This window comes from Bradyrhizobium sp. USDA 3240 (assembly GCF_054063295.1).
The window spans coordinates 8,474,369-8,501,198 of the sequence record NZ_JBSSGD010000002.1; the positions used below are offsets into that span (position 1 = coordinate 8,474,369).

A 26,830-nucleotide genomic window follows, 5' to 3' on the forward strand; every position below is an offset into this window, starting at 1 on the left:
GGGCCCGCGCCGGTTTCAGAACGTGCCGTGTGATTGGAGGCTTTAGCCTGCGCTGAGCCGGACGCCGGCGCGGAGAAATTTCTGCGGATCGACCGCTTCGCCGTCGATCCGGGTTTCGTAGTGCAGATGCGGACCGGTGGAACGGCCGGTCGAGCCGACAGCGCCGATCACCTGGCCGATCTTGACGTACTCACCGACCTTGACGCCGATCTCGGAGAGATGGCCGTAGCGCGTCGACAGCCCGTTGCCGTGATCAACCTCGACCATGCGGCCGTAACCGCCGGCCCAGCCTGCCGACACCACCTTGCCGTTGGCGGTGACGCGTACCGGATCGCCCTGTGCGGCGCGGAAGTCGAGCCCGGTGTGCATTGCCGGACGGCCGAGGAAGGGATCGGAGCGAACGCCGAAGCCGCTGGTGAATTCGACCTCGCCGACGACAGGCTTGCGGTAAGGCACCAGCGCCAGCGTCTGGTTCAGGCGCTGCATCTGCGCGCGGTTGATGTTGATGCGGTAGAGCTGACGCTCGAACGCGCCGGCGTCGGGTGCGAGCTTCACCGGGACATAGGGGCCGCCCATGCCGGAGCGAGGCGTCGCGGCTTCGAGCTGCGCCATGTTGAGGCCGAGATCGGAGATCACGCCGCGCATCCGGCGCACCCGCGATTCGATGCCGTCCTCGACCGAGGAGAGCGCTGCGACCTGGCGCCGCTCGACCTGGTCGAGCGAGGTCTGCAGGCGGACCAGGACGTTGTCGACGCCCTGGGCCTTGGCGAACTGGTTCGGCTGCGACTTGGCGATCAGCGGCGCGCGCGATTCCAGCCGCGCCTCGCGATCCGGCGGCGCCACGAAGATCACGGTGTCGCTGATCGGGGAGGGCTTTGGCGTGCCGGATGACGGCGCGGCGTCGGCGCGGCCCTGCGGCTTGATCGATCCTGTAGTGGTCGCATCGGGCATTGCGCCGAGCGCGGTGGCGCGCGATTCCAGCGCCGACTGCCGCTTCATGATCTGGTCGAGCTTCTGGTCGAACTGCTCCTGGTCGAGCAGCTGGCGGCTGGTGGTGCGGTCGACCTTGGAGCGCAGCTCCGAGATGCGGTCCTCATAGGCGTATTGCATCTCGGCCTGGCGTGCGATCAGCCGGGTCAGGACGTCGTCACGGAACGCGAAATAGGTCGCAGTCGCCGCCGACCACATGCCGAGCAGGACCACGGTGCCGACCGCGATCCAGAACACCACCGGTCCGAACCGGACCTGCTTGCCGGCATGGACCAGCGTATAGCCCTCGCCGGAAGCCGCCGCCGCTGCTTGCTGCGCGACCGGACGGCGTGCCGGCGTCCGGCCATGGTCCTGAGGATGATGGTGTTTCTGGTGATGACCGGACCGGCTCGACATCGGTACTCCCGCGGCCGGTCGGACCAAGCTCCGTACGGCTAATTTGCGCGGCCGATTTGAGCTCGCCATGGTTAATTTTCAGGAAACGGAACCCCTCCGTCAGAGTGATCGGGCTGCCTCCAATACCGCCTCGGCATGGCCGTCGACCTTCACGTGGCGCCAGATGCGGGCAACTTTTCCGCCGGAATCGACCAGAACCGTGGTGCGAATAATTCCCATGAAGGTCCTGCCATACATGGATTTTTCGCCCCAGGCACCATACGCCTCCAGCATCTGATGGGCGGGATCCGAGACCAGCGGCACCGACAGCTGGTGTTTGTTTCGAAATGACTCCTGCGCCTTAACCGTATCGGCGGAAATGCCGACCACCTCGGCTCCTGAAGCCGCGAACTCATTCTTGAGCCGGGTGAAGTCGATCGCCTCCCTTGTGCAGCCGGGGGTATCGGCGCGGGGATAGAAGAACAGCACCAGCTTCTTGCCGGCAAAATCCCTCAGTGAAACGCTGCCTCCACCGTCGCGCGGCAGGTCGAAGCCGGGCGCCGCGGCGCCCTCAGCGAGTGTGACGGCGGACGACTTGGTCACGCTCGCGGCCGCCTTCGGCTTTAACGGTTTCGATGCGGCCTTGTGCGAGGCTTTGCTTGGAACACCCGCTGCGCTCTTGGTCTTTGCGGTTTTGGCCGCTGCCTTCTTCGCAACCATTGTGCGGGTTTTCGTCGCGGACTTCCCAGTGCTTGCGCCTGCGGCGCGCGCAACTTTTGTTGCGACCCGCTTTCCGGTTGTGTTGGAGGATTTCTTGCGCGTTTTCTTGGACATACGCCTTCCTTTCGTCGCTTTCCGAAGATCAACCATTGGGGTATTGCGGGTCTCATTCGCAGCGGCCGGATTCGCATCGGCCGCTGGGCAAGTTTGATGGCCACGGAGTATGGTGACAAGGAATTCGACGCATTACCCGTCCGCTTGCTGAATTGGCTTTCGATTGATTGGTTTGGTCCGTTCCGAGGGCCATCGGCGAGTAACATGATTAGGCGAGGATAGGCGGCGATGCCGGCAAGGGAGCGCTCGATAACAGTCGACGGGCGCCCCGATGGCGGCGATCAGCTTCGCCGTCAGCACCGAGAGGCAATGGCAAGGAACACGTCGCCGCAAGGTCCAAATTCGCGCGCCGGGACTGACTTCTCGCAATGGGAAGACGACGGCGCGTGGGACGAGCAGGATGAGGCGGCGGGCAACCGTGCGCGGCAATTGCTGTCGCGTTCCAACACCAACCTGCATCGTTTCACCGATTTCTGCTCCGGCATGCAGCGCTGGCTGAACCGCGAACGCTGGATCCGTCGCATCGGACTGGTCCTCGTCGTGCTGGTCGTGTTGTTCGCGACCTGCTTCGGCGCATTGTGGTGGCGGCTCGGCGCCGGTCCGATCAATCTCGATTTGGCGACGCCATGGCTGGCGGCGGCGATCGAGGAGAATATCGGCCACGGCAACACGGTCGAGGTCGGCGGGACGCAGATCGAGCGCGCCGGCCGCGTCAGGATCGCGGTGCGCATCCGTGACATCATCGTCCGCGACCGCGACCATGCGGTCGTCGCCAGCGCGCCGAAGGCCGAAGTGCGCTTGTCGGGTACGGCATTGCTGATGGGCCAGTTGCGGGCGGAGAGCCTCAATCTGGTCGATGCGGAACTGTCGGTGCGCATTACGCCGGACGGCAATGTCACCGTGTCCGCCGGCGACACCGCAAAACCGCTGGCCACCGGCGTTGCATCCAAGCGCGAGGCGGGGTTGCCGCCGACATTCCCGCGGCCGTCGACCGCTGCACCGCCGCCTCCGGTTGCCTTGCCTCCGGTTGCCTCCGGGCCCTCGGCCACCGCACCCGATTCGGCCCAGAGCGGGCTGCTCGCCGGCCTCGACTGGCTCGACAGCCTCAGCCTGACCGGTCTCGACGGTCAGAACCTCAACGAGATCGGCCTGAAGAACGGCAATCTCGTCGTCGACGACCAGCAGCGCGGCAACAAATGGAGCTTTGAGAATATCAGCCTGAGCCTGCGGCGCCCGAGCGGCGGCGGGGTTGCGCTCAGCTTCGGCGAGGACGGCGCAAAGCCCTGGTCGGTGCGCGTGCTGATTGGACCGCAGCAGAACGGCGTGCGCTCGGTCGACATCAAGGCGGACAAGGTTTCGACGCGGAACATCCTGCTCGCGATGAGGACCAAGGATCTCACCTACACCGCCGACCTGCCGCTGTCGGGCGAGATGAAGGGCGAGCTCGGCCGCGACGGACTGCCGACCTATTTCCGCGGCAAGCTCAATGTCGGCGCCGGCAACATCATCGACACCGACACGCCCGACTACCCGATGCCGATCGATTCGGCCGAGATGAGCGTCGAATGGGATTCGGGGCGCCGCGTGCTGCTGGCGCCGATCAAGATCGTCTCGGGCGCCAACCGCATCACGCTGCTCGGCCATCTCGAGCCGCCGAACGACAACGTCACCGACTGGCAGGCGGGCCTGTCCGGCGGCACCATCGTGCTCGCCGGCGCCGACAAGGACGAACCGCCGCTGATCTTCAATCGCATCAACATCGGTTTCCGGTTCGACACCGAGAAGAAGCGGGTGCTGTTGACCCAGGCCGATATCAGCAATGGCGAGATCGGGGTCGCCGGCACCGGCAGTATCGACTATTCGGGCGAGCCGCGGTTGCAGCTCGGCTTTGCCGGCACGCCGATGTCGGCCTCGGCCCTGAAGCGGATGTGGCCGATCATCATCGTACCCGAGGTGCGCGAATGGGTGCTCGAGCGGATCGACCGCGGCACGCTCCAGCGCATCGATGTCGGCGTCAACTCGCCGGTGCATAATCTGTCGCGCAAGGGACCGCCGATCCCGGATGACGGCCTCTCGGTCAACATCGTCGCTTCGGGTGTCACGGTGCGTCCGGTGGACAAGATGCCCGCGGTGCATGATGCGGACCTGAAGGCCAGGGTGACTGGCCGCACGGCGACCGTGACCATCAACCAGGGCATCGCCGACACGCCGGCAGGCCGCAAGATCACGCTGTCGGATTTCAGCTTCGAGGTGCCGGACATGGCGCCGAAGCCGTCGCCGTCGAAGGTCAAGTTCCGGGTCGACTGTCCGGTGCCGGCCGCCGCCGAGATTCTCGCATCCGACCGGCTCAGCGATCTCTCAGGTCCACCGATCGATCCCAATGCCAGCAAGGGCAACGTCACGGCCACGATCAATCTCGGCATGCCGGTGACGGGCGGGCTGACCAAGGCCGACACGCAATATTCCGTCACCGCCGACATCTCCGGCGTTGCCGTCGACAAGCTGGTGATGAACCAGAAGCTCGAGGCCAACACGCTGAAGGTGATTGCGAGCAACGCCGGCTTCCAGGTCAAGGGTGACGTCAAGATCAACGGACAGGCGGCCTCGCTCGACTACCGCAAGCCGGCCGACGGCGATGCCGACGTCAAGCTGCAGGCGACGCTGGACGATGCGAGCCGCGCACGGCTCGGGCTTGATCTCGGCCCCGCAGTGTCAGGCGCGATCCCGATCAAGCTGAGCGGCAAGATCGGCAGCGGCGACAATCCCACCACCAAGATGGGTGTCGAGGCCGACCTGACCCAGCTCAAGCTCGACAACATCCTGCCCGGATGGGTCAAGGCGCAGGGCAGGGGTGGCAAGGCGACCTTCAACGTGGTGCCGAAGGGGCAGTCGACGCGGTTCGAGGATATCTCGATCGAAGGCAGCGGCGTCTCGATCAAGGGCGCGCTCGAGGTCGACCAGAACGGCGACCTCATGAATGCGAACTTCCCGACCTATGCGCCGTCGGACGGCGACAAGACATCGCTGCGGGCCGATCGCGGTCCCGACGGTGTGATCAAGGTGACGATGCGCGGCGACGTGTTCGATGGCCGCGGGTTCCTGAAGTCGGCGATCTCCGGCCGCGACAGCGATCCCAAGAGCAAGGCCAAGACCACCGATTTCGATGTCGACCTGAAGCTCGGCGCGGTGGCCGGTTTCAACGGCGAGGCGCTGCGTGCTGTCGACGCCAAGATCTCGCGCCGCAACGGGTTCTTCAAGGCGTTCACGCTGAGCGGCAAGGTCGGCGGCCAAGCCACCCCCGTCAGCGTCGATATGCGCGGCCGCCAGCAGGGCCGCGAGGTGATCTATTTGCAGACCGGCGACGCCGGCGCGTTCCTGCGCTTCATCGACACCTATTCGAAGGTGGTCGGCGGCCAGCTCACGCTGGCGATGGAGCCGCCGATCCCCGAGCCGAGCCCGAGGGAAGGACTCATCAATATCACCGGCTTCTCGGTGAAGGGCGAAACCCAGCTCGACCGCGCGGTCGCCGGCGGGCCGGTCAGCACCCAGAACGGCATCGGGTTCGACGCGTTGCGCGCCGAGTTCACACGCCAGAGCGGCCAGCTTTCGATCCGCAACGGCGTGGTCAAGGGACCGAGCATCGGCGCGACCATCGAAGGCAGCATCGATTATGTCGGCAACCAGGTGCGGATGAACGGCACCTTCATTCCGATGTACGGCTTGAACAACATGTTCGGCCAGATCCCGTTCTTCGGGATTTTCCTCGGCGCCGGCAGCAATGAAGGCCTGATCGGCGTGACCTATGAAGTGGTCGGCACGCCCAACCAGCCGGTGCTGCGCGTCAACCCGATCTCGGCGCTGGCGCCGGGCCTGACGCGCAAGATCTTCGAGTTCAAGCAGTACGGGCCGAACGATCTGCCGACGACGAACAATTAGCGCGTCGGTTCATTCCCTCGGCTTCAGCCGAGGTCCCGGACGAGATCGCCGGACCTAGCCGACCGGATCATCCATCGTCACAAGCGTGATGCTGCAGTGGACATGCGGTCGATTGTCGCACGCCCGTAACAGTCCGCCCGCAGATTGCGCGCGCCGATTGCCTACATGGCGGACGGCTACGCGCCCCTCGTTTTCTGAGAAAATCTTACATTGGGAGAAAAGCAATGATCGCCAAAGGATTGCGCCCGCCTGTGCGGCTTCCGCTGTCTCGGCCGGTTTTTGCGCTGACGCTGCTCGCCTCCACGGCGCTCGCCAGCAGTCTTGCGCACGCCGACGGCGACGACGTTCATTTCCGGCCGGGTCATCTGTTGTTGAGCCGTGCGGTGTTCGTCAACAACGCCGTCACCATCACGCCCGGCGTGACCCAGTTGCCGCCGAACTGCGTGTCGCCCAATTGCGTGACCGCCACAGCGGACGGCACTTATCCGACCGTGTTCAACAACGACGGCGTCGACGGCTCGTTCGGCCTGACCGCGAAGATCCTGCTCGACGAGCTGCGTCTCGACGGCCGACACGTGCAGTCGCTCGAGGTGCCGAACAGCGCCCAGCGCGGCGTTTCCCAAAACAAGGACCAGATGGTCACCAGCTTCTCGTCAAAATCCGAGCTGGCGCTCAATCTGTCGCTCGATCATCGCAGCGTGACCTTCATGGGCTATCTCGCTCCGATCGGCGCCATCGACGTGTCGAACTCCAACACCCCTGACGTCATCGATCCGACCAATCCGGTGCCCGGCACCTACTATCGCCTGGTGGCTGAAGTCGACGAGAACGGTCGCTTCCACTTCACCAAGGTGAACGGCTATAGCGGCAACAACGGCCGCGCTGCGGTGTTCAACGATCGGCATGGCGCCGGCGTGTTCTACACCGCCGGCAACGCGGGCAATGGCGGCAACCCGCAGCCTGCGGGGGTCATCACGGGCGCCGGCATGCAGATCGCGCGAGAGGCCGACGTGCCGCTCGCTCGCCAAGCAGATCCGGGCGGACCTTTCCCGCTCGGCAGCTTCAACATCACCGAACTCGGCCAGAAGGCCGACAAGATCGGCAAGGACACCAATTTCCGCGGCCTCACCGTGTTCAACAACGTGATCTACACGACCAAGGGCAGCGGCGGGAACGGAATCAACACCGTCTACTTCATCGACACCACCGGCAACGCCGCCAATGGCAGTCCGAAGGCGTGCCCGAATGGAGTCGGCCTGCCGGCTCCGTCGGCGTCGCTGCCGACGACGCAGATCTTCTACGACGGCTCGAAGTTGGCGACGCAGGGCGTCACGCCCTACAACATGTGCGTGCTGAGCGGTTTCCCGACGGCGCTCAAGAGCACAACCTCGTTCCCGTTCGGCATCTGGTTCGCCGACGCGAACACGCTCTATGTCGCCGACGAAGGCAACGGCACCGCGACATTCGATCCGGCATCTAACAGCTATACCGCTGCCAAGGCGCAGACATCAGCCGGATTGCAGAAGTGGGTGTTCGACAGCACTGCGGGTGCGTGGAAGCAGGCCTACACCTTGCAGGCGGGACTTGATCTCGGTGTGCCCTACACGGTGCAGGGCTATCCGACCGGCAACAACGCCGCGACCGGCAAGCCGTGGTCGCCGGCGACCGACGGCCTGCGCAACATCACCGGCCGGGTCAATCGCGACGGCAGCGTGTCGATCTGGGCGATCACCTCCACGGTGAGCGGCAGCGGCGACCAGGGTGCCGATCCGAACAAGCTCGTGATGATCACGGACAAGCTTTCCGCTGCGACGCTGCCGGCCGGCGAGCGCTTCGTCACGCTGCGGACCGCGAACTCCGGCGAGGCGCTGCGTGGCGTGTCGTTCACGCCAGGCACCGGCGATGGCCGGGAGGAAGCCCATGACCGCGGCTCCTGCGGCCGTGATCACCGCGGCGACGATTGCCGCGACATCGACTGAGCGAAAGACGTCGTAGCCTTCGGCCTCTCCCCATGTGCCTGTGGGGAGGGGCCGTCTACCATGCCAAATCATTGCGGCGCGGGCGAAGGCCCTCCCGGAAAGCGAATCCCGAAGCGCAGGATCAGGCGGACCGTTGCTCAACTCTGCCCCGAGCTCTCGGAAATAGTTCTCGAAGGCGGCCGGCGAAATGATCTCCAATATGCGGGTGGGCGTGTCCCCGGCATTCCAGAACGTGTGCCACTGCTCGCGCGGCTTGAAGATCAGATCTCCCGGATTGCCGATCACGACGGTGTCGCCGAGCATCGCCCCGATGCGGCCCTCGAGGACGAAACTGTATTCGTCCTCGCGATGATGCCGGTGCATGGGCGCCGCCAAGGCGCGCGGCTGCATCGGATGTTCGACAACAGCGAAGCGCTTGCCGGCATCGTCCCCGTCGATCATGAAGCGGGCGCTGGTGCCGCCGAGAATTGCGAGATGACCATCATGCGGGCCGAGTGTTCGCGGCGATGCCATGGTGTCCTTCCTGGAGAGCTCCGGATTGCTCGGCATATCCGCGGCTCTGGTGGTTGGGCCGGCGGCGGCGACCGCGATGCCGGCTGTGATGATGCCAAACTGGCGGCGCGTTGTTCTCATCGCCGTCCGGTCCCCCGCTAGGGCCGGCCTTGCGGCGGAGGCGGCAGCGCTCCGATCTGATGAAGCAGCGCAAACCGGTCGGGTACGCCCCAGTGCTCGACGAGCTTGCCGTCGGCAAATCGGCAGATATCCATGACATCGATGGAAACAGGTTTTCCAGAGCGCGGGTCGACGCCCGTTGCCTTACTTCGCGCCCACACCGTATCGCGCGTTTCCACGATCGCCTCGATCGTGAGCTTCAAGTCCTTGATGCTGCGCCGCGCGTCCTCGATTTGCCCTTTCAGGATTTGTGGGCCGGGAATATCAGTTTTCGACAGATACTCATGCTCGATCAGCGTCTCGGCGCAAACTTCGTCCGCGACTGTCAGGTCGCCGTGAGAAAAGCCGCGCTCGACGATGGCCTTGAAGCGCTCCAGGTTGGTCGACATGTTCATTGCTCCAGCTCTCGGGCCGGCGACCGCGATGCCAATCCCAACGACGCCGAGTTGCGCCGCGTCATTCTCGTTGCCATGCTGGCCTCCCGCGAAGGCAGACCTTGCCGGAAGCGCTGGCGAAAGCGCTTGTAAATTTTGGTCATCAGCCGGGGAAAAGACATTGTCCCAATCGCCGATGAGGCTGCTTGGCGGCAGGCCGGCGAAAGTGTGGCATTCGCGGATGAAATGGGCCTGATCGAAATAGCCGAGTTCGTGGACAATGTCGGTCCAGGACCGGTTTGGGGCATCACGGCGGGCGACCAGCGCCCTGTCGAACCGGATCGTTCGCGCAAACAGCTTTGGCGTCATTCCGACCTGCATCGCAAAGCGACGCTGGAACTGGCTGGCGCTGAGGCCGGAATTTGCAACGAGGTCCTCGATCCGTGTACGGCCCCGGACGGCGATCATCCGGCGTGAGGCGGCGGCGATCGCGCAGTCGGGGCCGCGCTTCTCGAGCATCGCCTCGACCCAGCGTTCGACCGCGGCGACGCGCAGATCGAAGTTAGGCGCCATGCGCACGGCATCGCCGAGCGACGTGGCGGAATTGCCGAGAACATCGGAGGCCGCAGGGTCATGGTTGACCAGGGTGGTCATGTCGATCCCAACCAATCGGTTCAGGCCGGTCGGTTGAAACAGGATGTTGAAGACATGGACCGAGCCAGACAGGCAAACATGCGCGCGACGATAGGTCTGCGGTCCGACCACGCCCACATCCGGCGTCGTGCTGACCTGGCCGCCGTCGATGCGCACGCGATATGGTTCAGCCAGATGGATATCCAGGATCTGATGCGGCCGGGCGGCGACGGGCCAGGCCAGAACGGCGCCTCCCAAGTCCACGCGCCGTTCCTCGAACGAGCGCAGGACGCCGCGAAGTCGGGGATGGGGTAGCGCCCGCTTGATATCCATTGAGGACCTCGGCGGCGGAAGCCTAGATCGACCTGGGACCTGCGACAATATCTGTCTTGTCGGCGCAGTTGCTGCGCATGCGCCGAACGGAGCGCTAGCGACGCAGCGCCGGCACCACCAGGAACGGGATCAGGCCGAGCACGACATTGACGAGCGCGAAGGCGATCAGCGGATTGTAGCTGTGGGTCCAGTCGTGGATCAGGCCGCCACCCCAGGAGCCGAGCGCCGAGCCGAGGCCGCTGCCGATCATGATGGTTCCGTAGATCGTGCCGACGCGCTCACCCCGGAATATCTTCAGCGCGGTCGCGGTGATCAGCGGGCCGCGCGAGCCGATCATGCTGCCGAAGCAGATCACAAAGCCGGTTAGCAGCCAGTAGTTCGGATACCACTGCATGATCCCAATATTGCGAAAATCGCCGATAATATCGCTATTTTTTGTTCATGGGCGCGCGACTAACCGCCGTCGTATATGCCAAAAATGCGTCCGCGTTGATCGCTAGGGTGTATCACTCATGAAGGCCCGATGTCCGTTTAGTCCTCAACAGCGGCGCGGAAGTGGACGCTGCGCGAGGTCCGAGACGGGCCACTTGCGGACTCATGCACCGTGGCAAAGAATGTGGGAAACGGCAGTCTTGTGAAGATTCGGCTCGATACCGGCCGTCGGGGTAGAAACATGTCCAACCATTCAGACGGACCTTCGCGCCTATTCGCGATCGATCCTGCCACCAAGGCGTCGATCGGACGGATAACCCAGCGCGAGCACTGCGCTTGTTTGGCAGTGAGGACAAAGAAGGGGTCGCCCCTCGTTCCGAACATGCACGTGGAAGCGCAGGACCAGAGCGCGGCGGGTTGGGCGCAGGTCAAGGATTTGATCGGGCGGCTTGCACGAACGAGTTCTCCCATCCTTGAGCCATCGGCACAAATCCCTTGGGAAGACTGGATGCGCGTCATCACGCTCCCACCTCAAGTGGCGTCTCTAACACATGTGGTGGAAATGCGCTTTTATGGCAGCCACTTGCGGCGATTTCCCCCAGAGATCGGGCGAATGGCGTCGCTCGGAGAGTTGGACATCTACACGTCTTATTCGCTGCATTGGCTCCCTTACGAAGTCACACGGTGCGCGAACCTGAAGGTCAGCAGGATGAGCACACGCGCGCTTTATGGGAACAGGAAGACGCGATTGCCATTCCCGCGCCTTTTGGACCCGATCGAGGCCCTGCTACCGGCAACCTGCAGCGTTTGCGATCAGCCGTTCGGTGAAAGAACTCCTCAGCCATTCTGGACAACGCAGCGGGTCGGCACAGACTACGTTCCCCTCCTGATTCACAGCTGCTCGAGTGCCTGCATCAACGCAGTTCCATCCGCGCCGTCCGGTTTCTTCGAGCGCCCTCACAGGGGTGGTGGTGGCGTTGGTATGCCGATCGCCTAGGGTCTCGCAAACCGTCGCATCAAATGAGCGATGGACGATGGGAAATTGAGTCAAGAAAGGAATGGCCGCTTCGGGTCAATCGCGTCGGTTTGACAGTGGACCGGTCACTTCCGGTCTACCTCTAACTGCGGACATGCTGTCGCACTGCGACAATTTCCGCTCGTCCGGCACGCGAAGATGCGCGTAGCGTTCGATTATTGGTGCGATGGTGATTGGCGTGAGGTCGTTTGGTCGTCCTTGCGATATGGCTCTCAAAATACATTCCCCGGACGTGATGTGTGCATCCGACATCACGTCCGGGGTTGCATGGACCGGCAGAAAAAGCGACTAAACTGCCGGAGCATTCTTGTTGGGGATTGCGGCAGCAAGCAATGATCGCATGTGCGCTGCGTGCAGGTGCAACGTTGCCTTATCGCCGTCGCGGTCTAGCAATTCGCGCATATATTCGAGATGCGACAATCCAGCCTCGCGGTGTTCTTCGTTGGTCAATTTCGTTGCCATGGGTAACTATCTCCGTTGTTTTCGGACGTGTTGAGACGGCCCCGTCCTTCAGCCGTTTGCATTCAGTTAAATTGCTGTTTCCACGCTGCGCGAAGTTCCTCGAATTCTGCCGCGTGCCCATCGCGGATCTTCGCGCAAAACCAAGCGCAATCGCCGAAAGCAGTGTGCTCAATGTCCGCAACGACGCGGCACACTGCGCGAATGATGTCGGTGATATCCGAGGAGTTGGGAAACAACCGCATGAATGCAGCGTTGAACGCCTTGTCGCTCGCAGTTGGCATTCTGCGATACAACCAAGCCATTACGTCGGTCAGCGCGAAGCCGTCCAGACACAAGCGATTGTAAGCGTTGACGTGGATTGGAGCAGTTGTTGCGTCGAAGGATTCGACGACAATTGCGTGCAGGTTGATCGCTTCGTTGCGGTCAGCCCTCTGAATTTTGAAGATGGTTCCGTTTAGGACGAGAACGTACAACTTGGGCTGTTCAACGTAGTAAAGCATCGCAGTATTCCTTGTAAGTTTGTTCGGCCTGATAATCCGTCATCGTGATCAGAATTCGCGGCATGTCGCCGAACAAAGCCTTGCTGATCGTTTCGGGCAATCGCGGACCGTAGTTGCGTAGCGTCATTGCGTAAGACCGTATGTCCGCCTCTACCGATGAGGTGGCTCGCCCTACACTGCGCGTCCGAGGGTTGCTCGGGCGAACCGAGCCGATCCTCATCACAGGAGGACGAGCCGTGGCAGATTATAGGGAAGCATTCGTCGGAATCGATGTGGCCAAGCTGAGAAATGCCGTCGCGATTGCGGATGCAGGCCGGGAGGGGGAGGTTCGGTTCTTCGGCGAGGTTGATGCTTCGGCCACCAACATGCGCCGCGTCTTAGGGCGGATCGCCAACCGGTTTGACCGCGTCCACTTCTGTTACGAAGCCGGCCCGACTGGCTATGGTCTTTATCGCCTGATCCGGTCGCTCGGCCACCAATGCACGGTGGTGGCGCCGTCGCTGATCCCAAGGAAGCCGGGTGATCGTGTGAAGACGAACCGCCGGGACGCCGTTTCTCTCGCGCGGCTGCTACGCGCCGGCGAGCTGACGGCGGTATGGGTTCCCGATGAAGGTCACGAAGCGATGCGCGACCTCGTTCGCGCTCGATCGGCAGCGGTTGAGACGCTGCGCATCCACCGGCAGCAGGTGAGCGCCTTCATGCTCAAGCATGGCCGCACCTATCCCCGCAAAAAGGGCTGGACGATGCGCTATTTGCGTTGGCTCCAGGAACAACAGTTCGACCACCCCGCACATCAGATCGCGCTACAAGAAATGGTCGAAGCAGTTCGCGTCGCCAGGGACCGGGTCGACCGGCTCGAGCGCACGATCGAAGAGTTCGTCTCGACCTGGTCTCTGGAGCCGCTCGTGCGGGCGCTTCAAACATTGCGCGGCGTCGATCTGGTCGTCGCAGTGACATTCGCAACCGAGGTCGGTGACGTGAGCCGTTTTGAGGGCCCACGTCAACTTATGGGTTACCTCGGTCTGGTGCCAAGCGAGCGATCGACGGGAGAGGCTGTCAGACGTGGCGGCATCACCAAGGCCGGCAACGGCCGTGTTCGCCACATGTTGGTCGAAAGCGCCTGGACATATCGACACCCGCCGAAGATCGGCAAGACAAAACTATACCGGCTCGAACAGACGTCGCCAGCAGTGCGAGAGATTGCTTGGAAGGCGCAGAGCCGCTTGACGGCCCGGTACCGGAAGCTGGCGGCGCGCGGCAAACGAACGACGGTGGTCTGCACCGCTATCGCCCGTGAACTGGTGGGGTTCATGTGGGCGGTTGCCAGGCAAGTGCAGACAGCCTGATCGAGCGCCCTTATCATCGTGCATGGGCGGAGGCGGGACCACGGCAGAGGGAATGCCCGTCAGACGCTTTGTGGCCGGCAAGAGCGCCGACGCCCGCAGTAAGATAGGAGCAGACCTCGGACGCACAATCGGGAATGCGGTAGCCAACCCGCGCATCAGAGCTTGATCACCGACGTCCTTCGGTTCCGCCTCCACCTATGCACGACCATCTCTATGAATAGCCGATCGACGACGATCGGGGCGGTGCTCTGCGTTCTAATCCTTGACAGCGGACATCAGAGCGCTGTTCAGGGGCCACCTACCAGATGAGGGGGTGATCTGCGAGTCTGCGGTCGGTTTGGACCGTTAGGCTTAGAATGGACACAGTGCATAATGCTATCACCGAGCCGGCGCGGCGGCTGGAGGTCTTCACCGGAGCCGGTCGTCGGCGGAAGTGGAGCGACGAGGACAAGGCACGGATTGTTGCAGAGATCGTGACGAGTGGCGACTCGGTCTGCTCGGTAGCGCGACGGCATGGATTGTCGCCGCAGCAATTGTTTGGCTGGCGACGCCAGTTGAGAGAAGCCGTGGGCGGTCAATCCGGGACAGAAGAAGTACAGTTTGTGCCGGCGGTGGTGGATGCCGTGGTGCCGACACCTGACTTTAGCCGAGAGCGCAAGGTGGTGCGCTGTAAGCCCAAGGCGGATTCCGGGATCATCGAGATCGAAGTTGACGGCATAACGATCCGAGCCGGTCGTGGCGCGGACGCGACTATGATTGCGTCGATCGTGCAGTCGCTGAAGGCAAACCGGTGATCGGCCCATCGGGTGCTGTCCGGGTGATGGTGGCGACCAAACCGGTAGACTTCCGCAAGGGGATGGAAGGGCTTGCGACCCTGGTGCGTGAGAGCATGCGGGCTGACCCCTTCTCGGGTGCGGTCTATGTGTTCCGGGCCAAGCGAGCGGATCGCATCAAGCTGGTGTTCTGGGACGGAACGGGTCTGTGTCTGTTCGCTAAGAGGCTCGAGGAAGGGATCTTCCGCTGGCCGAAGATCGAGGACGGCGTGATGCGTCTGTCGGCGGCGCAGTTGTCGGCGCTGCTGGAAGGGCTCGACTGGCGGCTTGTGCATGAGGCACGGGAGACGTCGGCGCCAACGCAAGCGGGATAGTTGCTGGCAGCGCTGCGGCGAAGTGAATCAGGAGCGTCGGACGCGTCGCCAGATGGCGATGAATATGCTCTGAATTGGGTGTGAGCGACGCCCTGCCTGACGATCCCGAGATGCTGAAAGCGATGCTGCTTGCCGAGCGGTGCGAGAGCGAACGGCTGCGCCAGATCATCAAGGAATTGCAGCGGCATCGGTTTGGCCCGCGAGCCGAGACGCTGCCTGAAGATCAGATGCTGCTGGGCCTGGAAGACGTCGAGCAGGTGGCCGCGTACGGCAAGACGGCGCAGGACGTCAGCGCACCTGAAGGCCGTGAGGTGCGGGTTCGTAAGCGCCGCGGCAACCGTGGTGCCTTGCCGGCGCACCTGCCCCGGATTGAGGTCGTCGTCGACATCGAGGATAGGACCTGTCCCTGCTGCCAGGGTGAGTTACATCGGATCGGCGAAGATAGAACTGAGCGGCTGGACCTGGTCCCGGCGCAGTTCCGGATCCTTGTAACCCGGCGACCCAAATACGCCTGCCGGACTTGCGAGGACGGCATCATGCAGGCGCCGGCCCCAGCGCGGCTGATCGAGAGCGGATTGCCGACCGAGGCCACCGTCGCCCAGGTGCTGGTGTCCAAATATGCCGATCACCTGCCGCTCTATCGGCAGGCACAGATTTACGCCCGCCAAGGCATTGAGCTCGACCGTTCGACGCTGGCGGACTGGGTCGGGCAGGCAGCCTTCCATTTGCGTCCGTTGCATGAGCGCCTCCTTGGCAAACTTAAGCAACGGGCAAAGCTGTTCGCTGACGAGACGACGATGCCGGTGCTCGATCCCGGCCGGGGGCGCACCAAGACCGGTCAGCTCTGGGCCTATGCGGCGGACGACCGGCCATGGGGCGGTGCCGATCCGCCGGGCGTCGCCTATGTCTATGCCCCCGACCGCAAGGCCGACCGACCGATCGCCCATCTGGCAGGCTTCAGTGGGATCCTGCAGGTCGATGGCTATGCCGGCTATGGCAAGCTGGCCGAACGTGGCGACGTTCAGCTTGCATTCTGCTGGTCGCATATGCGGCGTAACTTCTACGAACTTGCCGCTCCTGGCCCCGCGCCCATTGCGAGCGAGGCGCTTCAGCATATCGCCGAGTTTTATGCCATCGAGAAGGACATCCGTGGCCGCAGCGCCGAGGAACGCTGTCTCGTTCGGCGGCAGAAAGGCCGCCCGCTGGCGGAATCCTTCGAGCGGTGGCTCCGCGCAAAGCTCGCGTTGATCAGCCAAAAGGGCAAGTTGGCCGACGCCATCCGCTATGCGCTCTCACGCTGGGAGGGCCTGACGCGCTTCATCAATGATGGCCGTATCGAGCTCGACAACAACATCGTCGAGCGCTCGATCCGCCCGATCACGCTGAACCGGAAAAATGCGCTGTTCGCAGGCTCCGACGGCGGTGCTCAGCACTGGGCCGTCATCGCCTCGTTGATCGAAACCTGTAAGCTGAATCGCATTGACCCGCTGACCTATATCACCGATGTCCTCACCAGAATCGTCAATGGTCACCCGAACCGCCAGCTCGACAGTTTGTTGCCATGGAACTACGGAAGCGGCTAGAATCCGGCCTAAGCGAAGAAAATCGACGAACCAACATTCTTGAGGCGCGCCGGTGAGCGACAAGAACATCTTGTGGCAACAGGACGGGGTCGATCCCGGTTGGTTTACAGCCGATCATATCGGGTCGATTAGGAACAGCACGAGTTACCGCCCGGGTGGTTGGTGGTTCTTGCCTGCTTGGCTACCCGACACGCAAGAACACGACGTTGGTCCATTTAAAACCAAGGCAGCAGCACTAGCTGAGGCGGAACGGCTGGCAGCCCTCCACAAACGAAAAACGTAGAGATCAGCTAACGTCTCGAAGCTGTGTGTTCGGAACAGCGCTTACGTCATTGCGTAGGCGTTGCCGGGATTGCCGTCCGGATCGATATCGTTACGGGCGATGAATGCTGACATGCGTTCGGAATAATACTCATAGTGCGCGCGTTGCTCATCGGTTAGCGTTTCGAGCTTCGCTGCGAGGCTGCCGCGCGGCCTGATGATCGCAATGATATCGCGCAAAACCCTACGATCACGTTCCAGCAAAAGCGCGCTCATCGTGTTTGTAGTTTTTCCAGAATTTCGTTCAGCAATGCGCGATGGTCATCAAGTTCGTTAATCGATTTGACGTCCTTTTTGTTTGCGATCATCGCTTTGGCTTGTTCAAATGAGATATCGCCCGAGGCCATTGCGCCGTCGATGTCTTCCACCGTTGTTCCATGCATTTCGATTGTGATGCCGTTAGGGAGCATTAGCGCGAAGTACAATTGCAAAGCCCAGCGTTCTCCGCTGTTAATTGCTTCCGTTAGCTTCTGAGTGGCTATTTCTGCCGGAATGGCTCTTACGAGAGCAGAGAGGTCACGAGCATGGCGCGAAACCGCCCCCTTGGGCCGCCCAATATTTCCGGGGCCGCTGGCAAATCTACCCTTGCCATCGCGCCCGATAAGATCGGCCGATAACGGCGTGACGTTGCTGCTCATGATTTCAAATCCAGAATACAGCGCAACCGTGAAGTTCGGCCCAGCGCGCGATTGCGGCAGCATCAGTGAAACTCGGCCATCGCGCAACGCCGGTCCCGTCTGCTTTGCTTCGGGGGACGCGAACAGATTGTGGAAAACCGAATCTACATCTCCATGAGGACAATCGAGCTTTCGAGCAACAGAATGCGTCCATGATCTCGGGCGCGCTTAACTGCGATGCTGTTCGCAAAACGATTTGATGTGGCAACCGTGGTCCGCGCATGATCTGCCTGTTGATGTTATTGATCGGACGGTGTTGATCACCGTCCGATCGTTGCGTTGGTTATGCAATCTTGCCGGTGGTGAGGAGCGAATACGCTTGATCGCGAGTGCATTCGCAAGAAACTGCAACAACACTCACAACGTTGTTGAGAACGGTTGCGACGGTATCGATGTTCACGGAGCGCTGTTTCAACCTAGCGACCGAAGCCTTTGCTGCTGCCATCGCAGATTCGGGGTCTGGACCCGTGGCGAGCGGGGCATCTGCGGACGGTGAGAGCGCATAATCCGCCTGCAAGCCTGCAAGTCTGATGTGCCGCAGCACCACGTACCGCTCGCGGGCCATGGTCGCGATATCGAGCGGAAGATCGTCCAAAATTCCGACCTCAATGGTTCCGGCGAGTTGCTGCTCATTGAAGCCCTGCAAGAGCCTTGCCTTGCCCGCGATGTCCGTCCCGTCCATAAGGGCCGTTGCTCTCGCTCTCACGGCTTCCGTTGCAATCGTGGCGGGATCGACCGTGAGCGCCATGGCCCAATCCTTGGCTACGGCAACTGCCTCCGCGATACCCGCCTTCTGCAATGCCTTGAAGGCCTGCGAGAGCACGTTGACGACGGCCGCGCGGATATGGCTCGATACAACGTTCGGCAGGAATTGCGCGACCGCGACGCTGACGTTCTGACCGAAAAGAGCCAGGGCAGTGACAAGCGCGGCGATCAGCGTTTCAAAGACGGTGCCGGTCATCGTCGGTGCGAACACGCCTGACCGCTGGTCACTCCGTGTGTGCGTGACAGTGATGTTCGTTCCCCGACCGTCCATGACGCTCTGAGTTAGTTCGACTGACATTGCGAAATCCCCGCGTGCTTGACCTTCCAAGGTTGCGCCGCGCGGAAGGTCAATCGTCCGGGCGGCACTCAATGCATAGGTGCTTCGCGGAGACCGTACAACACGATAATCGTTGTTATACTATTGGAATTACTTATTTTTTGTCGACTGACCATCACTCTACTGATTGCAATCGCAAGACGCTAAGTAGTGCGCAAGTAATTCTGCGTGATCATCGATTGACCATGGCAATGACCAGCGCAACATAGGTTGGTAGATTGATCGCGAAGATCACCGCTATCGTTTTGAAATGACTCAGCGCGTGGCTAAGGGGAGCACAGCCGCGACGACCGGACGGGCAAGGGCGGGCTATATTTCCGTGTCACCGCCGCACCACGGCAATGTTTTCAGTGGTGACAGAAAATGCCCTGCATTTTTGGTGTCATCGCCACTGTCACCACTGTCACCAGTAAAAATCGGAATGCGAATAGCGATCTATGGGGAGGGCATATAGAGAAGCGAGGTAATATAGGCGTCACCACGGTGACAGCTGGTGACGCGGTGACAAACCCCCGTCCGGACGGCAAATCAGCGTCCAAATAGCAAATGCGTAAACTATGGAAGTGAGAAAAATGGCCCGGACGACGCCGGGCCATGCGCGCGTCAGGTAGTGGACGCTTTCACGTATCGCCAATCGCGTTTCTCACCGTAGCGAATTTGCTTTCTGAAATAGCCGACTTGGTTCAAGCAATTTGCGATGCGCTTATTGACGTTCGAATTTTGTCGTTCAAAGGGAATGTTGAGAATGACGCAAATCGTTTCTACGGTGGTTGGCAATCCGGCCAATGCACTGACGTGTGAACTAATCTTTTCTTGCCACGGATCAACCTCGCGGCGTTTCTCTTGTTCAGCGCGTGCTAGATGTTCCTCGCTTGCGTCAAACCACCATCGTTCGCCGTTGCGATAGCGCGCGAGCGCTTCTGCCCATAGTTGATCGCGGTCGCGCTTAATCGCCTCAACGTCGATTGTGCCGCAAGCCAGTGGCCAGAAACGGCGGTTGCCGGTTTGATCCTTTAGGTATTGCTCATCGTTGGTTGTGGCGACAAACACGGATTGCCGAAGGTGGTCAGACGCGATCTTCTCATATGGCGCGCGGTATCGGTCGTTTGACCGGCTCATAAACTTCTTGATCGTCTCAACGTCCGAACGTTTTAGGGCAGACAGTTCAGAAACTTCAATGATCCATTTCCCTGTCAATTGAATTGCGGCATCCTTTGTTTGCAGGTCCGGCAATTCGTCCGTGAACCAATCTGATCCTGCGAGCGCGGCGACGGATGATGATTTCAGTTTACCTTGCGCGCCTTCTAAGATGACTACGTTGTCCATTTTACAGCCGGGTTTCATAATGCGAGCAACAGCGCCGATCATGAATTTCACGCCAACAGCGCACGTGTAGGGCGTCCGTTCTGTTCCGAAATACCGAGTTGCGAGCAGCGGCAAGCGCTCGATACCATCCCATTGAAGCATATTGAGATAGTCGCGCACTTGATGTCTTTTGTGCTTGTCCGCGATGATCCTTACTGCGTCGTGAACAGTATCCTTGCCGGGTTTAATAGAGCAGGCTTGGACATATAGCTGGCAGTGGATCGTATCCGTCTCCGTCCACTGTCGCGGATATGAGGAAGTTTTGTCCCAAGCCAGTTGATTTATTGCCGAGATAGTTTGCGTGAATTCATCGAACGCAATGGGCAGGTTGTTGTGCAGCATCCTGACTGCCTCAATCAAAGTATTCTTTCCGTTGTCATTGGTTACCGTCGATATCACGTTTTCATAGCCGTCCAACTGTCGCGGCGTTTGCGTGAGCGGCATCGGTGGAGATAATGACTGCTGATCAGGCTTGCGTTCGCCGAATATAATTTCTGCGTGGATGTGGGGCACGCGGCGTTCGAATGATTTCCATCCAATCTCAGTTTCTCGAATGCTGAGCCAATTTTTCGAATTCTCGGCGGGATCATTCGCGGCGTATCTCGCGCACCATTGTGACCACACGTCAAATAGCTGTGCTTCCGTTGCGAAACTCCAGCGGCCTGTTTGAATGCGGATGTAACTGAAATCCAATTACCGCGATCAAGCGTGTTGGGATCGATGGCGTTGAGCGCTCGCATGGCAAGATCAAGCGATGGTGCTTGCAATGACGCTTCGCCCAACGGATGCCTTCCGCCAGTGCCATCAATCACAGGGACGCGAGCCAGGGCGATCTCCAACATGCCCGGAGCAATCGGCCTTCCGTAGCCGCTCAATGACCAGCACGTCACAAGATGCGGCTGTTCTGGCGTTTTGAGATGCAGGAAGCCGGGCAGTCGCAGCACGCGCGATGGATCGATGACGGTCTTATCGCCGTCGAAATGCTGGATTAGCTTGCGCTGCAACAGCGTGAATTTATTGCGGTCGGTGTGGTGTTGCGTTTGCCAGTAGATATGCAGTTTTCCGGGCGATGACTGTACAGCGAACGACGGGGGCGGGTTGAATTGCGCCGCGCGCTCATAGTTCTGTTGTGCGCTGAGATTGTCTAAATCTACAGCCTGACAACGTATCGTCTTGACGTTGGCGATCTCATAGCGTCCGCTTCCGTCCATCTCATTGATGCACAGGAACACGCCAAATCCAACGTTGTTCCATGCGCACAGTTCTGACCAAAGGTCGCGTAATGTGCCACGGCGCGGTATTGCTGCGGTGGGCTTGTTTGCATCATGAAAGCATCTCGCATCGATCAAGACGCGATCAGGATCAGATTGTGTGAGAGCGGCGACAAACGAGTAAGCCTGCTCATAACTCTGCGGTGGCACGGAGGAGTTGAAATGCTGCGGCAGATTGTGTACGGTCACGGTTGCGTTCTTTCTTGGACGGAAGGCGCGTTGAGTGATTACAGGCGACCCGGTTGCGACCCGGGTCGCCTTTTTCATTCGATGGCTACTGCGCGGCGGTAGCGCGGGCGGCGAGGGCCGCTTCAAGGGCTTCGCGGACGATATGAGCCTGTTCAAGTACTCCCCTGAAAACGTCTGGCTCGGCCGCGGCGACGCGTTCTAGCATCGCGTCTATGGCAGCCAGGGCGACGGCCTTGTGTGCGAGACGTTCAGCGCGTCGGCGGTCACGCCATTGCCGGTGATATTCGAGGGTCGCCATGTGTGTGCCTCCGTTGCTGTTACGAATTTCGCATCAGCAACCGTCACTGCTTCGCGCCGATCTCACAAGGTCGCGAAAATGCGCGCTGCACGGTCACGCACGGTCCTGCACGGAAGGGGTAGACTTTTCCACAAGTGGTCGCGATCCGTTCCGATCGAACGGTGACGGCTAATCCTGTAGTAGCCGAACACCGGGGAGTTTGCGGGAGTATTGCGCGTGCGGGTTTGCACTCGCAGCGGTATATGCCAAGTCACGCACCTTCCGCGCTTATCTTGCGCCGCTTCAGCTATCCATATTTCTTAGACTCGCGGGCACCCTAGTGGCATCAGCAATACGACGCCATTTGCGCCGAAATTCGGAAGCAACCCATGGTAAGGCGGTTGCTTCACTGATGATCACGGGACTGTCGCCACGGCGAAAGTCCGTCCAATAATCCAATTCGGCTAACACCAACGGCGCGTTCTTCAAATCCAATTCGAGGTTCCTACGTCGCAGAACCAAATCGTCACTAACCTCGGACCAGCGAAGGCCGTGCAACCACTTCATTCCACGCCAAATAACATTGGTACAGCCGGGATATTCCAATGGTACGTATTCGCCGAGACAATCACGTTGCGTCAAAGGAGTTTCGAACTGCAATGCTTGCACAAAGGCGATGGAATGCGCACCCCATTCGTGAGCCTTCGCGATAATCGCTTTAGCTTGTTCGATGCTCAGTTTCGCTGTGGATCTCGCGACCGTTTCGTTGTGGATACCTTTGATGGCTTCGAGTAGCTCAATGCACTTCGTGTCCTGTTTTGAAATAGCGCCATAGGCAAACAGAGACCTCAATTGCCATTTGAGTGCGCGAGCTGTGGCATTCTTACCGTCACGGCCCCACATCTGATTCCAATAGACAAGCATGGAAGAGTTGATCGCTTCGACGGGGTATGCTCCTTTTTCAGCTTTGATACGGCGCAAGTAACGACGGCTGTTCTCGCGAGCTCGATAGCTGAGATTGCTGAGTCCGGAATTCGGATCAGCCACATAGAAGTCGATTAATTGGCCCAAGGTGGTCATGGCGATCATCTCAGAATGTCAGAGATGCAGCGTGCATCGCAACGAAAGCAATAATAAAACTCAGCAACGCTAACGCTGCAACTACGCCAACGATGCCAACGGCACCCTGTGCTTCGATTTGCCAGCCGAGTAGTCGAATTGTGAATTGCGGATCGTGTTCCATATGTAGGTTGTCCTCCATCAAAACTGAGAACTACCTCGCGTCCTGCTCATGTCTTGGCAACACCGTCGAAAACGCGCGTGCCAAATCATTGAATTATCAGATACTTAGCGGCCGATGCTATCTTATCCGCACTCTCACCGGCGTGGCTGTGCGGATTGTGCGAAAGGCCCTATCTTGCGGGCTATGTCGATTCCACCTCAGCTGTGGCGCTTTGCCGAGAGGCACCAACGTATCTTCAAGACGAAGGAGTGCCTTGCCGCTCGCTACCAGCCGCCATGTCGAGGCCACATCGTCCGTGCGCACATCGTTCCTCGTTCCCAACTGAGGCAAATCTCGCGGAATGGGCATATCGTTGCCGTTCCAAACTCGCTGCTTGCTATAATGAAGATGCAGCGAACCAAGTTTGAGGCGGTAGAGATTGGCATAGGCGAGTTCTCGACCATGAACTGTTTCTGCGCTGGTCACGACAAGAAACTGTTTGCGCCCATTGAAGACACGCCGCTTGTCTTTTCGCCTGAGCAACTGGCGCTGCTGCACTATCGAGCAATGGCCGCTGAATTCTATCAGCGCAGCAACCAGCTTGAGTCAGCGGAGAGGGAGCTTGATTGGGAATCGGAAGAACCGCAGGATGTCAGATATTCATGGATTTCTATCTGTAACCAGAAGGCCTTGGATGATGCGCACCCGGCCTTGAGCCGCACAGAAAAGTTGATTGCAGCTCGACGTTTTGGGGATGTTGAGAGCCTCATCGTGCGCTTCGATGCGCCGCCTGCCGTGGTGGCCGCTGGCGCCTTTTGCCCACACTACGATTTCACCGCACGACGCGTGCAGAATCTTGCTGACGATTGCTGCTATGTGGCGATGCACCTGCTCGCTGCCGATGGCGCAGCAGTACTTGTCTTCACTTGGCTCCAGGGCGAGGCGGCACCAAGAAAGTTCGTGGACACCTTTGTTGCTCTGCCAAAAGAGCAGATGGCATCGCTGGCTGTTCAATGCGCCTTCGAGCACGTTGAACACACTTGCATGTCCGATGCTTGGTGGAGCGATTTAACGAGCCACAAGAGGGCTGCGCTGGTCGAGCGCGTTCGGCGCGCGAATTCCTTAGCTTATCGTCGTTCACACCGTTGCCTATGCTATCGCATTCGGTTCGCCGATTGGCCGGTCGCGGACATCCGTCTGTCTGGTCGCTCTGCCAATAGGCAACGATGACGGCTTGTCGCATCGGTCGCGGTTGTCGAAGCTAAGACGTTAGTAGCCGAACAGTTGCGAAATGATCGAATGAAATTGATCGCGCGTTTCAGTGAACGGGTCCCATCTACCATCGCATCAATCAACGCAGTGCGATGAGAGCAACGGAAACCTATACACTGAGGATGGTAGCCAGCAACGGCCTGTCAGAACTTGCCGATCGCGACTGAGACGGCGCGGAAGATTGTGAAGCTGAGTACGAGGACTTGAGAGCCTACTAGGCCGATACACAGCACTTGATAGAATGCGGCGGATGGTTCTATCGGTCTTACCGAACCCATCGAAGGCGATATCTCCCGCGCTCGAACGGCGGCCGTATCAGCAGTCATGCTGGCTGCTCGCTTGCCTCCAAACCATGGCATCACGACAAGCCAAATCAGAAAGCATGGGATGGAGAAGAGGTAGGATATTGAGCTCTCAGGCTCAAGCGGTCTACCAAACTTATCGAGTCCATGGCGGATGATTTGGGAGGGGATTGGAAAATTCAAGTAGACATACAGAGTCACGCTTAAACCCACAAAGGCGAGCAGTGCATTGATGATCGCCGTGCGTTTCGTATATTCACGAAGAGTATTCGCTAGCTCTTCGGGCGTTGGCGAGGATTGGTTTTGCATATGCAAAGACATTCAGGTCAAGATAATAGGCGATAGCGGAGCGAAAATCCCCATGTGATCAGGCGTCCTTAGCGCGGCTTTCGTGACGTTCAATATCGCTCAATCTAAACCGTGTCACACGCGCCGACAACTTCACCGGCTGCGGATAGGTCGGCGACTTCTTTGCATTGCGCCAGATGGTCGATGGATCGACGCCCCAACGCCCCGCAAGCTGTTTGTCCGTGATGAACCTCTCTGGGCCGGGTGGCTCGCTGTTGGCGAATGCAGCCAGGTTGAGCGGCGAGGGCAGTATGGCTGCTAGTAGTCGGGTGGAAAGCATCGGGCGTCCTTTCATTGCCGTGCGCTAGGTCGCACTGCTAAGCCGGAAGACGCATCTATAATGGCAAGAATATGCCCGGTAGCGCGTGAAGCGTACCGGGCCGACAGATTACAAATTGTTGGCTGTGATTATCGCGATGGTCACTTGCGAAATTCGTAAATGAGCCACGCGATGAACGCTATGAAAAAAAGGGTTTCCATGCCCATTAGTGCGTTGCCCGTCTCTTAGTCGCGGTGGTCATGTCGATTACGTTGTCGGATGCCGCGCGGTTGCCATGCAGGAAGTTAGCCCAATCCTGCATCATGTGTCGGCGCTTTTCGATCATGTCGCCGCGACGATAAGCCGCCTCGACTTTATCGCCAACGGTGTGCGCCAACGCCAGCTCAGCCATTTCGTTGGGATAGGTGGTTTTCTCGCCTGCCCAATCACGGAATGTGCTCCGAAGGCCATGGGGAACGGCGGGCCGTCCATTCTTTGGATCGATCCATTGCTTGCCGTCGTCTTTGGTCATCCGCTTCATCGCCGCGCTGATAGCGGCATCGGTCAACATCCCGCCAGATGGTGATGCAAACACGTAATCGCGGCCGTCCGAATGCGGTTGCTTTTCAATGATTGCAATCGCTTCGTCGCTCAGCGGAATACGGTGTTCTTTACGTGATTTCATGCGCGCTGCGGGGACAGTCCAAATCTTCGCCTTGGCGTCGTATTCCGATCGCTTCATTCCGCGAACTTCGCCGGATCGGGATGCGTTCAAGGCGATGAATTCCAGCGCTCGCGCTGCGGTGCCGTCCCGATCGCGCAGCGCTCCGAACCATGGCGTTGCGTCGGTCAATGCGATGGCCGGATGATTTGCCGTTGCGACAACCTTGGACGGTCGCGGCAGCGTCAAGGCTAGATTGCCGTCCCAACGCGCGGGATTATCGCCTGATCGGCGACCGTGAACAGTGGCCCATGCCAACACGTTTTCGATTTCGGCGCGTAGCCGCATGGCCGTTTGTGTTTTGGTGTCCCAGATCGGTGATAAGACGCGCAGAATGTCTTGCACGGTGATAGCGCCAACCAACATGCGGCCAAGTTCAGGCTTGGCATATGTGTTGATTGTCGCCTCAAGCGCTTTGCGGTTTTTCTCGCTGCCGATAGATGCAAGCTTGGTCGGCAGATATTCGTCTAGTGCTTCGGTAAACGTCATTCCGCGTTTCTGTTCGGCGACCAACGCGGCTTTCTTTTCGCCCCGTTCAATGATCGGATCGCGCCCGTCACGGACGCTTGCCTTTGCGTTGCGGGCCGCGTTACGCGCCGCTTCCAAGGTGACCTCGGGATAGCTGCCCAATCCCATGTTTCGGCGCTTCGTTGCGACGGTCGTTCGCAGCACCCATGATCGGCCGCCGTTGGGTGTGATTTGGAGCATCAGCCCGGCGACGCCTCCGACCGCGTAATAGGCGTTGAATTCGCCGTTGTCCGGATCGGGATGTTTGAGGCGAGAAACCGCTAAAGCGGTCAATTCCTTCGCTATTCTGGGCATTTAATACCTTGATGGTCATTGCGATGTTCTTTGCGATGGTTATCAAATAC

The 26,830-nt window shown here is 60.0% G+C and carries 22 protein-coding genes and 2 pseudogenes; 8 read left to right on the forward strand and 16 right to left on the reverse strand.

All coding sequences use genetic code 11. The features are described 5' to 3' along the window. Positions 1–42 precede the first annotated feature (42 nt). Both ACVIGA_RS40425 and ACVIGA_RS40430 read right to left on the reverse strand, forming a co-directional pair. The gene (locus ACVIGA_RS40425) at positions 43–1,386 is read right to left on the reverse strand and encodes a peptidoglycan DD-metalloendopeptidase family protein (RefSeq protein ID WP_456670423.1); all 1,344 of its coding nucleotides are present in this window, start codon (positions 1,384–1,386) and stop codon (positions 43–45) included. Between the two features lie 99 nt (positions 1,387–1,485). Continuing rightward, positions 1,486–2,199 (reverse strand): peroxiredoxin, encoded by a 714-nt coding sequence (locus ACVIGA_RS40430; protein WP_456670424.1) that lies wholly within the window; start codon positions 2,197–2,199, stop codon positions 1,486–1,488. Positions 2,200–2,427: 228 nt separating this feature from the next. On the opposite strand from ACVIGA_RS40430, the gene ACVIGA_RS40435 reads away from it, so the two are divergent. Both ACVIGA_RS40435 and ACVIGA_RS40440 read left to right on the forward strand, forming a co-directional pair. Then, complete coding sequence (locus ACVIGA_RS40435; RefSeq protein ID WP_456670425.1) at positions 2,428–6,135, forward strand: hypothetical protein; 3,708 nt, start codon at positions 2,428–2,430, stop codon at positions 6,133–6,135. Positions 6,136–6,359: 224 nt separating this feature from the next. After that, the gene (locus tag ACVIGA_RS40440; RefSeq protein WP_456670426.1) at positions 6,360–8,114 is read left to right on the forward strand and encodes a hypothetical protein; all 1,755 of its coding nucleotides are present in this window, start codon (positions 6,360–6,362) and stop codon (positions 8,112–8,114) included. A 249-nt stretch (positions 8,115–8,363) separates the two neighbouring features. On the opposite strand, the pseudogene ACVIGA_RS40445 reads toward ACVIGA_RS40440, so the two are convergent. From ACVIGA_RS40445 to ACVIGA_RS40465, 5 genes and pseudogenes are all read right to left on the reverse strand, one after another. Further along, positions 8,364–8,747, reverse strand: a pseudogene (locus tag ACVIGA_RS40445) (cupin domain-containing protein); the annotation flags it as partial. Between the two features lie 17 nt (positions 8,748–8,764). After that, positions 8,765–10,126, reverse strand: a complete 1,362-nt coding sequence (locus ACVIGA_RS40450) for an ester cyclase (RefSeq protein ID WP_456670427.1) — start codon at positions 10,124–10,126, stop codon at positions 8,765–8,767. A gap of 94 nt (positions 10,127–10,220) precedes the next feature. Next, positions 10,221–10,523 (reverse strand): annotated as a pseudogene (locus ACVIGA_RS40455) (MFS transporter); the annotation flags it as partial. Between the two features lie 1,359 nt (positions 10,524–11,882). Then, complete coding sequence (locus tag ACVIGA_RS40460) at positions 11,883–12,056, reverse strand: hypothetical protein (RefSeq protein WP_456670428.1); 174 nt, start codon at positions 12,054–12,056, stop codon at positions 11,883–11,885. Positions 12,057–12,118: 62 nt separating this feature from the next. Continuing rightward, positions 12,119–12,556: a hypothetical protein gene (locus tag ACVIGA_RS40465; RefSeq protein WP_456670429.1), complete on the reverse strand. Its 438-nt coding sequence runs from the start codon at positions 12,554–12,556 to the stop codon at positions 12,119–12,121. Between the two features lie 236 nt (positions 12,557–12,792). Between ACVIGA_RS40465 and ACVIGA_RS40470 the strand changes: the two genes are divergently transcribed. From ACVIGA_RS40470 to tnpC, 4 genes are all read left to right on the forward strand, one after another. Beyond that, positions 12,793–13,902, forward strand: a complete 1,110-nt coding sequence (locus ACVIGA_RS40470; protein WP_173643979.1) for an IS110 family RNA-guided transposase — start codon at positions 12,793–12,795, stop codon at positions 13,900–13,902. A 356-nt stretch (positions 13,903–14,258) separates the two neighbouring features. Beyond that, the gene (gene tnpA / locus ACVIGA_RS40475; RefSeq protein WP_224925010.1) at positions 14,259–14,696 is read left to right on the forward strand and encodes an IS66-like element accessory protein TnpA; all 438 of its coding nucleotides are present in this window, start codon (positions 14,259–14,261) and stop codon (positions 14,694–14,696) included. Further along, the gene (gene tnpB, locus ACVIGA_RS40480) at positions 14,693–15,049 is read left to right on the forward strand and encodes an IS66 family insertion sequence element accessory protein TnpB (RefSeq protein ID WP_224925012.1); all 357 of its coding nucleotides are present in this window, start codon (positions 14,693–14,695) and stop codon (positions 15,047–15,049) included. The genes tnpA and tnpB overlap by 4 nt, the downstream gene beginning before the upstream one ends. 110 nt (positions 15,050–15,159) lie before the next feature. Beyond that, on the forward strand, positions 15,160–16,632 hold the full coding sequence (gene tnpC / locus ACVIGA_RS40485; protein WP_224925014.1) for an IS66 family transposase: 1,473 nt from the start codon (positions 15,160–15,162) through the stop codon (positions 16,630–16,632). A gap of 324 nt (positions 16,633–16,956) precedes the next feature. On the opposite strand, the gene ACVIGA_RS40490 is transcribed toward tnpC, so the two are convergent. The 5 genes from ACVIGA_RS40490 to ACVIGA_RS40510 form a co-directional block, all read right to left on the reverse strand. Continuing rightward, entirely contained in the window at positions 16,957–17,169 is a 213-nt protein-coding gene (locus ACVIGA_RS40490) for a hypothetical protein (protein WP_456670430.1), read from the reverse strand. Next, positions 17,166–17,654, reverse strand: coding sequence for a hypothetical protein (locus tag ACVIGA_RS40495; protein ID WP_456670431.1), 489 nt, complete (start codon positions 17,652–17,654; stop codon positions 17,166–17,168). The genes ACVIGA_RS40490 and ACVIGA_RS40495 overlap by 4 nt, the downstream gene beginning before the upstream one ends. A gap of 259 nt (positions 17,655–17,913) precedes the next feature. Then, positions 17,914–18,591, reverse strand: coding sequence for a hypothetical protein (locus ACVIGA_RS40500; RefSeq protein ID WP_456670432.1), 678 nt, complete (start codon positions 18,589–18,591; stop codon positions 17,914–17,916). Between the two features lie 744 nt (positions 18,592–19,335). Next, on the reverse strand, positions 19,336–20,610 hold the full coding sequence (locus tag ACVIGA_RS40505) for a VapE domain-containing protein (RefSeq protein ID WP_456670433.1): 1,275 nt from the start codon (positions 20,608–20,610) through the stop codon (positions 19,336–19,338). Beyond that, positions 20,493–21,557: a DNA-primase RepB domain-containing protein gene (locus ACVIGA_RS40510; RefSeq protein WP_456670434.1), complete on the reverse strand. Its 1,065-nt coding sequence runs from the start codon at positions 21,555–21,557 to the stop codon at positions 20,493–20,495. The genes ACVIGA_RS40505 and ACVIGA_RS40510 overlap by 118 nt, the downstream gene beginning before the upstream one ends. A gap of 34 nt (positions 21,558–21,591) precedes the next feature. Here ACVIGA_RS40510 and ACVIGA_RS40515 point away from each other — a divergent pair, with 34 nt between their 5' ends. Beyond that, positions 21,592–21,759 (forward strand): hypothetical protein, encoded by a 168-nt coding sequence (locus tag ACVIGA_RS40515; protein WP_456670435.1) that lies wholly within the window; start codon positions 21,592–21,594, stop codon positions 21,757–21,759. A gap of 378 nt (positions 21,760–22,137) precedes the next feature. Here the strand turns inward: ACVIGA_RS40515 and ACVIGA_RS40520 are convergent, their stop codons facing one another. Together ACVIGA_RS40520 and ACVIGA_RS40525 are read right to left on the reverse strand one after the other, a co-directional pair. Next, positions 22,138–22,923, reverse strand: coding sequence for a hypothetical protein (locus ACVIGA_RS40520; protein ID WP_456670436.1), 786 nt, complete (start codon positions 22,921–22,923; stop codon positions 22,138–22,140). Position 22,924: 1 nt separating this feature from the next. Continuing rightward, positions 22,925–23,077 (reverse strand): hypothetical protein, encoded by a 153-nt coding sequence (locus tag ACVIGA_RS40525; RefSeq protein ID WP_456670437.1) that lies wholly within the window; start codon positions 23,075–23,077, stop codon positions 22,925–22,927. Positions 23,078–23,464: 387 nt separating this feature from the next. Between ACVIGA_RS40525 and ACVIGA_RS40530 the strand changes: the two genes are divergently transcribed. Next, positions 23,465–24,286, forward strand: coding sequence for a hypothetical protein (locus ACVIGA_RS40530; protein WP_456670438.1), 822 nt, complete (start codon positions 23,465–23,467; stop codon positions 24,284–24,286). 711 nt (positions 24,287–24,997) lie between these two features. Here the strand turns inward: ACVIGA_RS40530 and ACVIGA_RS40535 are convergent. Next, a complete protein-coding gene (locus tag ACVIGA_RS40535) occupies positions 24,998–25,258 on the reverse strand; it encodes a helix-turn-helix transcriptional regulator (protein WP_456670439.1) in 261 nt (86 codons plus the stop codon). A 205-nt stretch (positions 25,259–25,463) separates the two neighbouring features. After that, complete coding sequence (locus tag ACVIGA_RS40540) at positions 25,464–26,780, reverse strand: tyrosine-type recombinase/integrase (protein ID WP_456670440.1); 1,317 nt, start codon at positions 26,778–26,780, stop codon at positions 25,464–25,466. Positions 26,781–26,830 lie beyond the last annotated feature (50 nt).

Coding starts and splice junctions, on each gene's coding strand:
- ACVIGA_RS40500 (WP_456670432.1), bottom strand. CDS start 18,591: ATGACCGGCACCGTCTTTGAAACGCTGATCGCCGCGCTTGTCACTGCC.
- ACVIGA_RS40435 (WP_456670425.1), top strand. CDS start 2,428: ATGCCGGCAAGGGAGCGCTCGATAACAGTCGACGGGCGCCCCGATGGC.
- tnpC (WP_224925014.1), top strand. CDS start 15,160: ATGCTGAAAGCGATGCTGCTTGCCGAGCGGTGCGAGAGCGAACGGCTG.
- ACVIGA_RS40440 (WP_456670426.1), top strand. CDS start 6,360: ATGATCGCCAAAGGATTGCGCCCGCCTGTGCGGCTTCCGCTGTCTCGG.
- ACVIGA_RS40525 (WP_456670437.1), bottom strand. CDS start 23,077: ATGGAACACGATCCGCAATTCACAATTCGACTACTCGGCTGGCAAATC.
- ACVIGA_RS40540 (WP_456670440.1), bottom strand. CDS start 26,780: ATGCCCAGAATAGCGAAGGAATTGACCGCTTTAGCGGTTTCTCGCCTC.
- ACVIGA_RS40460 (WP_456670428.1), bottom strand. CDS start 12,056: ATGGCAACGAAATTGACCAACGAAGAACACCGCGAGGCTGGATTGTCG.
- ACVIGA_RS40490 (WP_456670430.1), bottom strand. CDS start 17,169: ATGAGCGCGCTTTTGCTGGAACGTGATCGTAGGGTTTTGCGCGATATC.
- ACVIGA_RS40450 (WP_456670427.1), bottom strand. CDS start 10,126: ATGGATATCAAGCGGGCGCTACCCCATCCCCGACTTCGCGGCGTCCTG.
- ACVIGA_RS40425 (WP_456670423.1), bottom strand. CDS start 1,386: ATGTCGAGCCGGTCCGGTCATCACCAGAAACACCATCATCCTCAGGAC.
- ACVIGA_RS40535 (WP_456670439.1), bottom strand. CDS start 25,258: ATGCTTTCCACCCGACTACTAGCAGCCATACTGCCCTCGCCGCTCAAC.
- ACVIGA_RS40465 (WP_456670429.1), bottom strand. CDS start 12,556: ATGCTTTACTACGTTGAACAGCCCAAGTTGTACGTTCTCGTCCTAAAC.
- ACVIGA_RS40530 (WP_456670438.1), top strand. CDS start 23,465: ATGCAGCGAACCAAGTTTGAGGCGGTAGAGATTGGCATAGGCGAGTTC.
- ACVIGA_RS40430 (WP_456670424.1), bottom strand. CDS start 2,199: ATGTCCAAGAAAACGCGCAAGAAATCCTCCAACACAACCGGAAAGCGG.
- tnpA (WP_224925010.1), top strand. CDS start 14,259: ATGGACACAGTGCATAATGCTATCACCGAGCCGGCGCGGCGGCTGGAG.
- ACVIGA_RS40495 (WP_456670431.1), bottom strand. CDS start 17,654: ATGCTGCCGCAATCGCGCGCTGGGCCGAACTTCACGGTTGCGCTGTAT.
- ACVIGA_RS40520 (WP_456670436.1), bottom strand. CDS start 22,923: ATGATCGCCATGACCACCTTGGGCCAATTAATCGACTTCTATGTGGCT.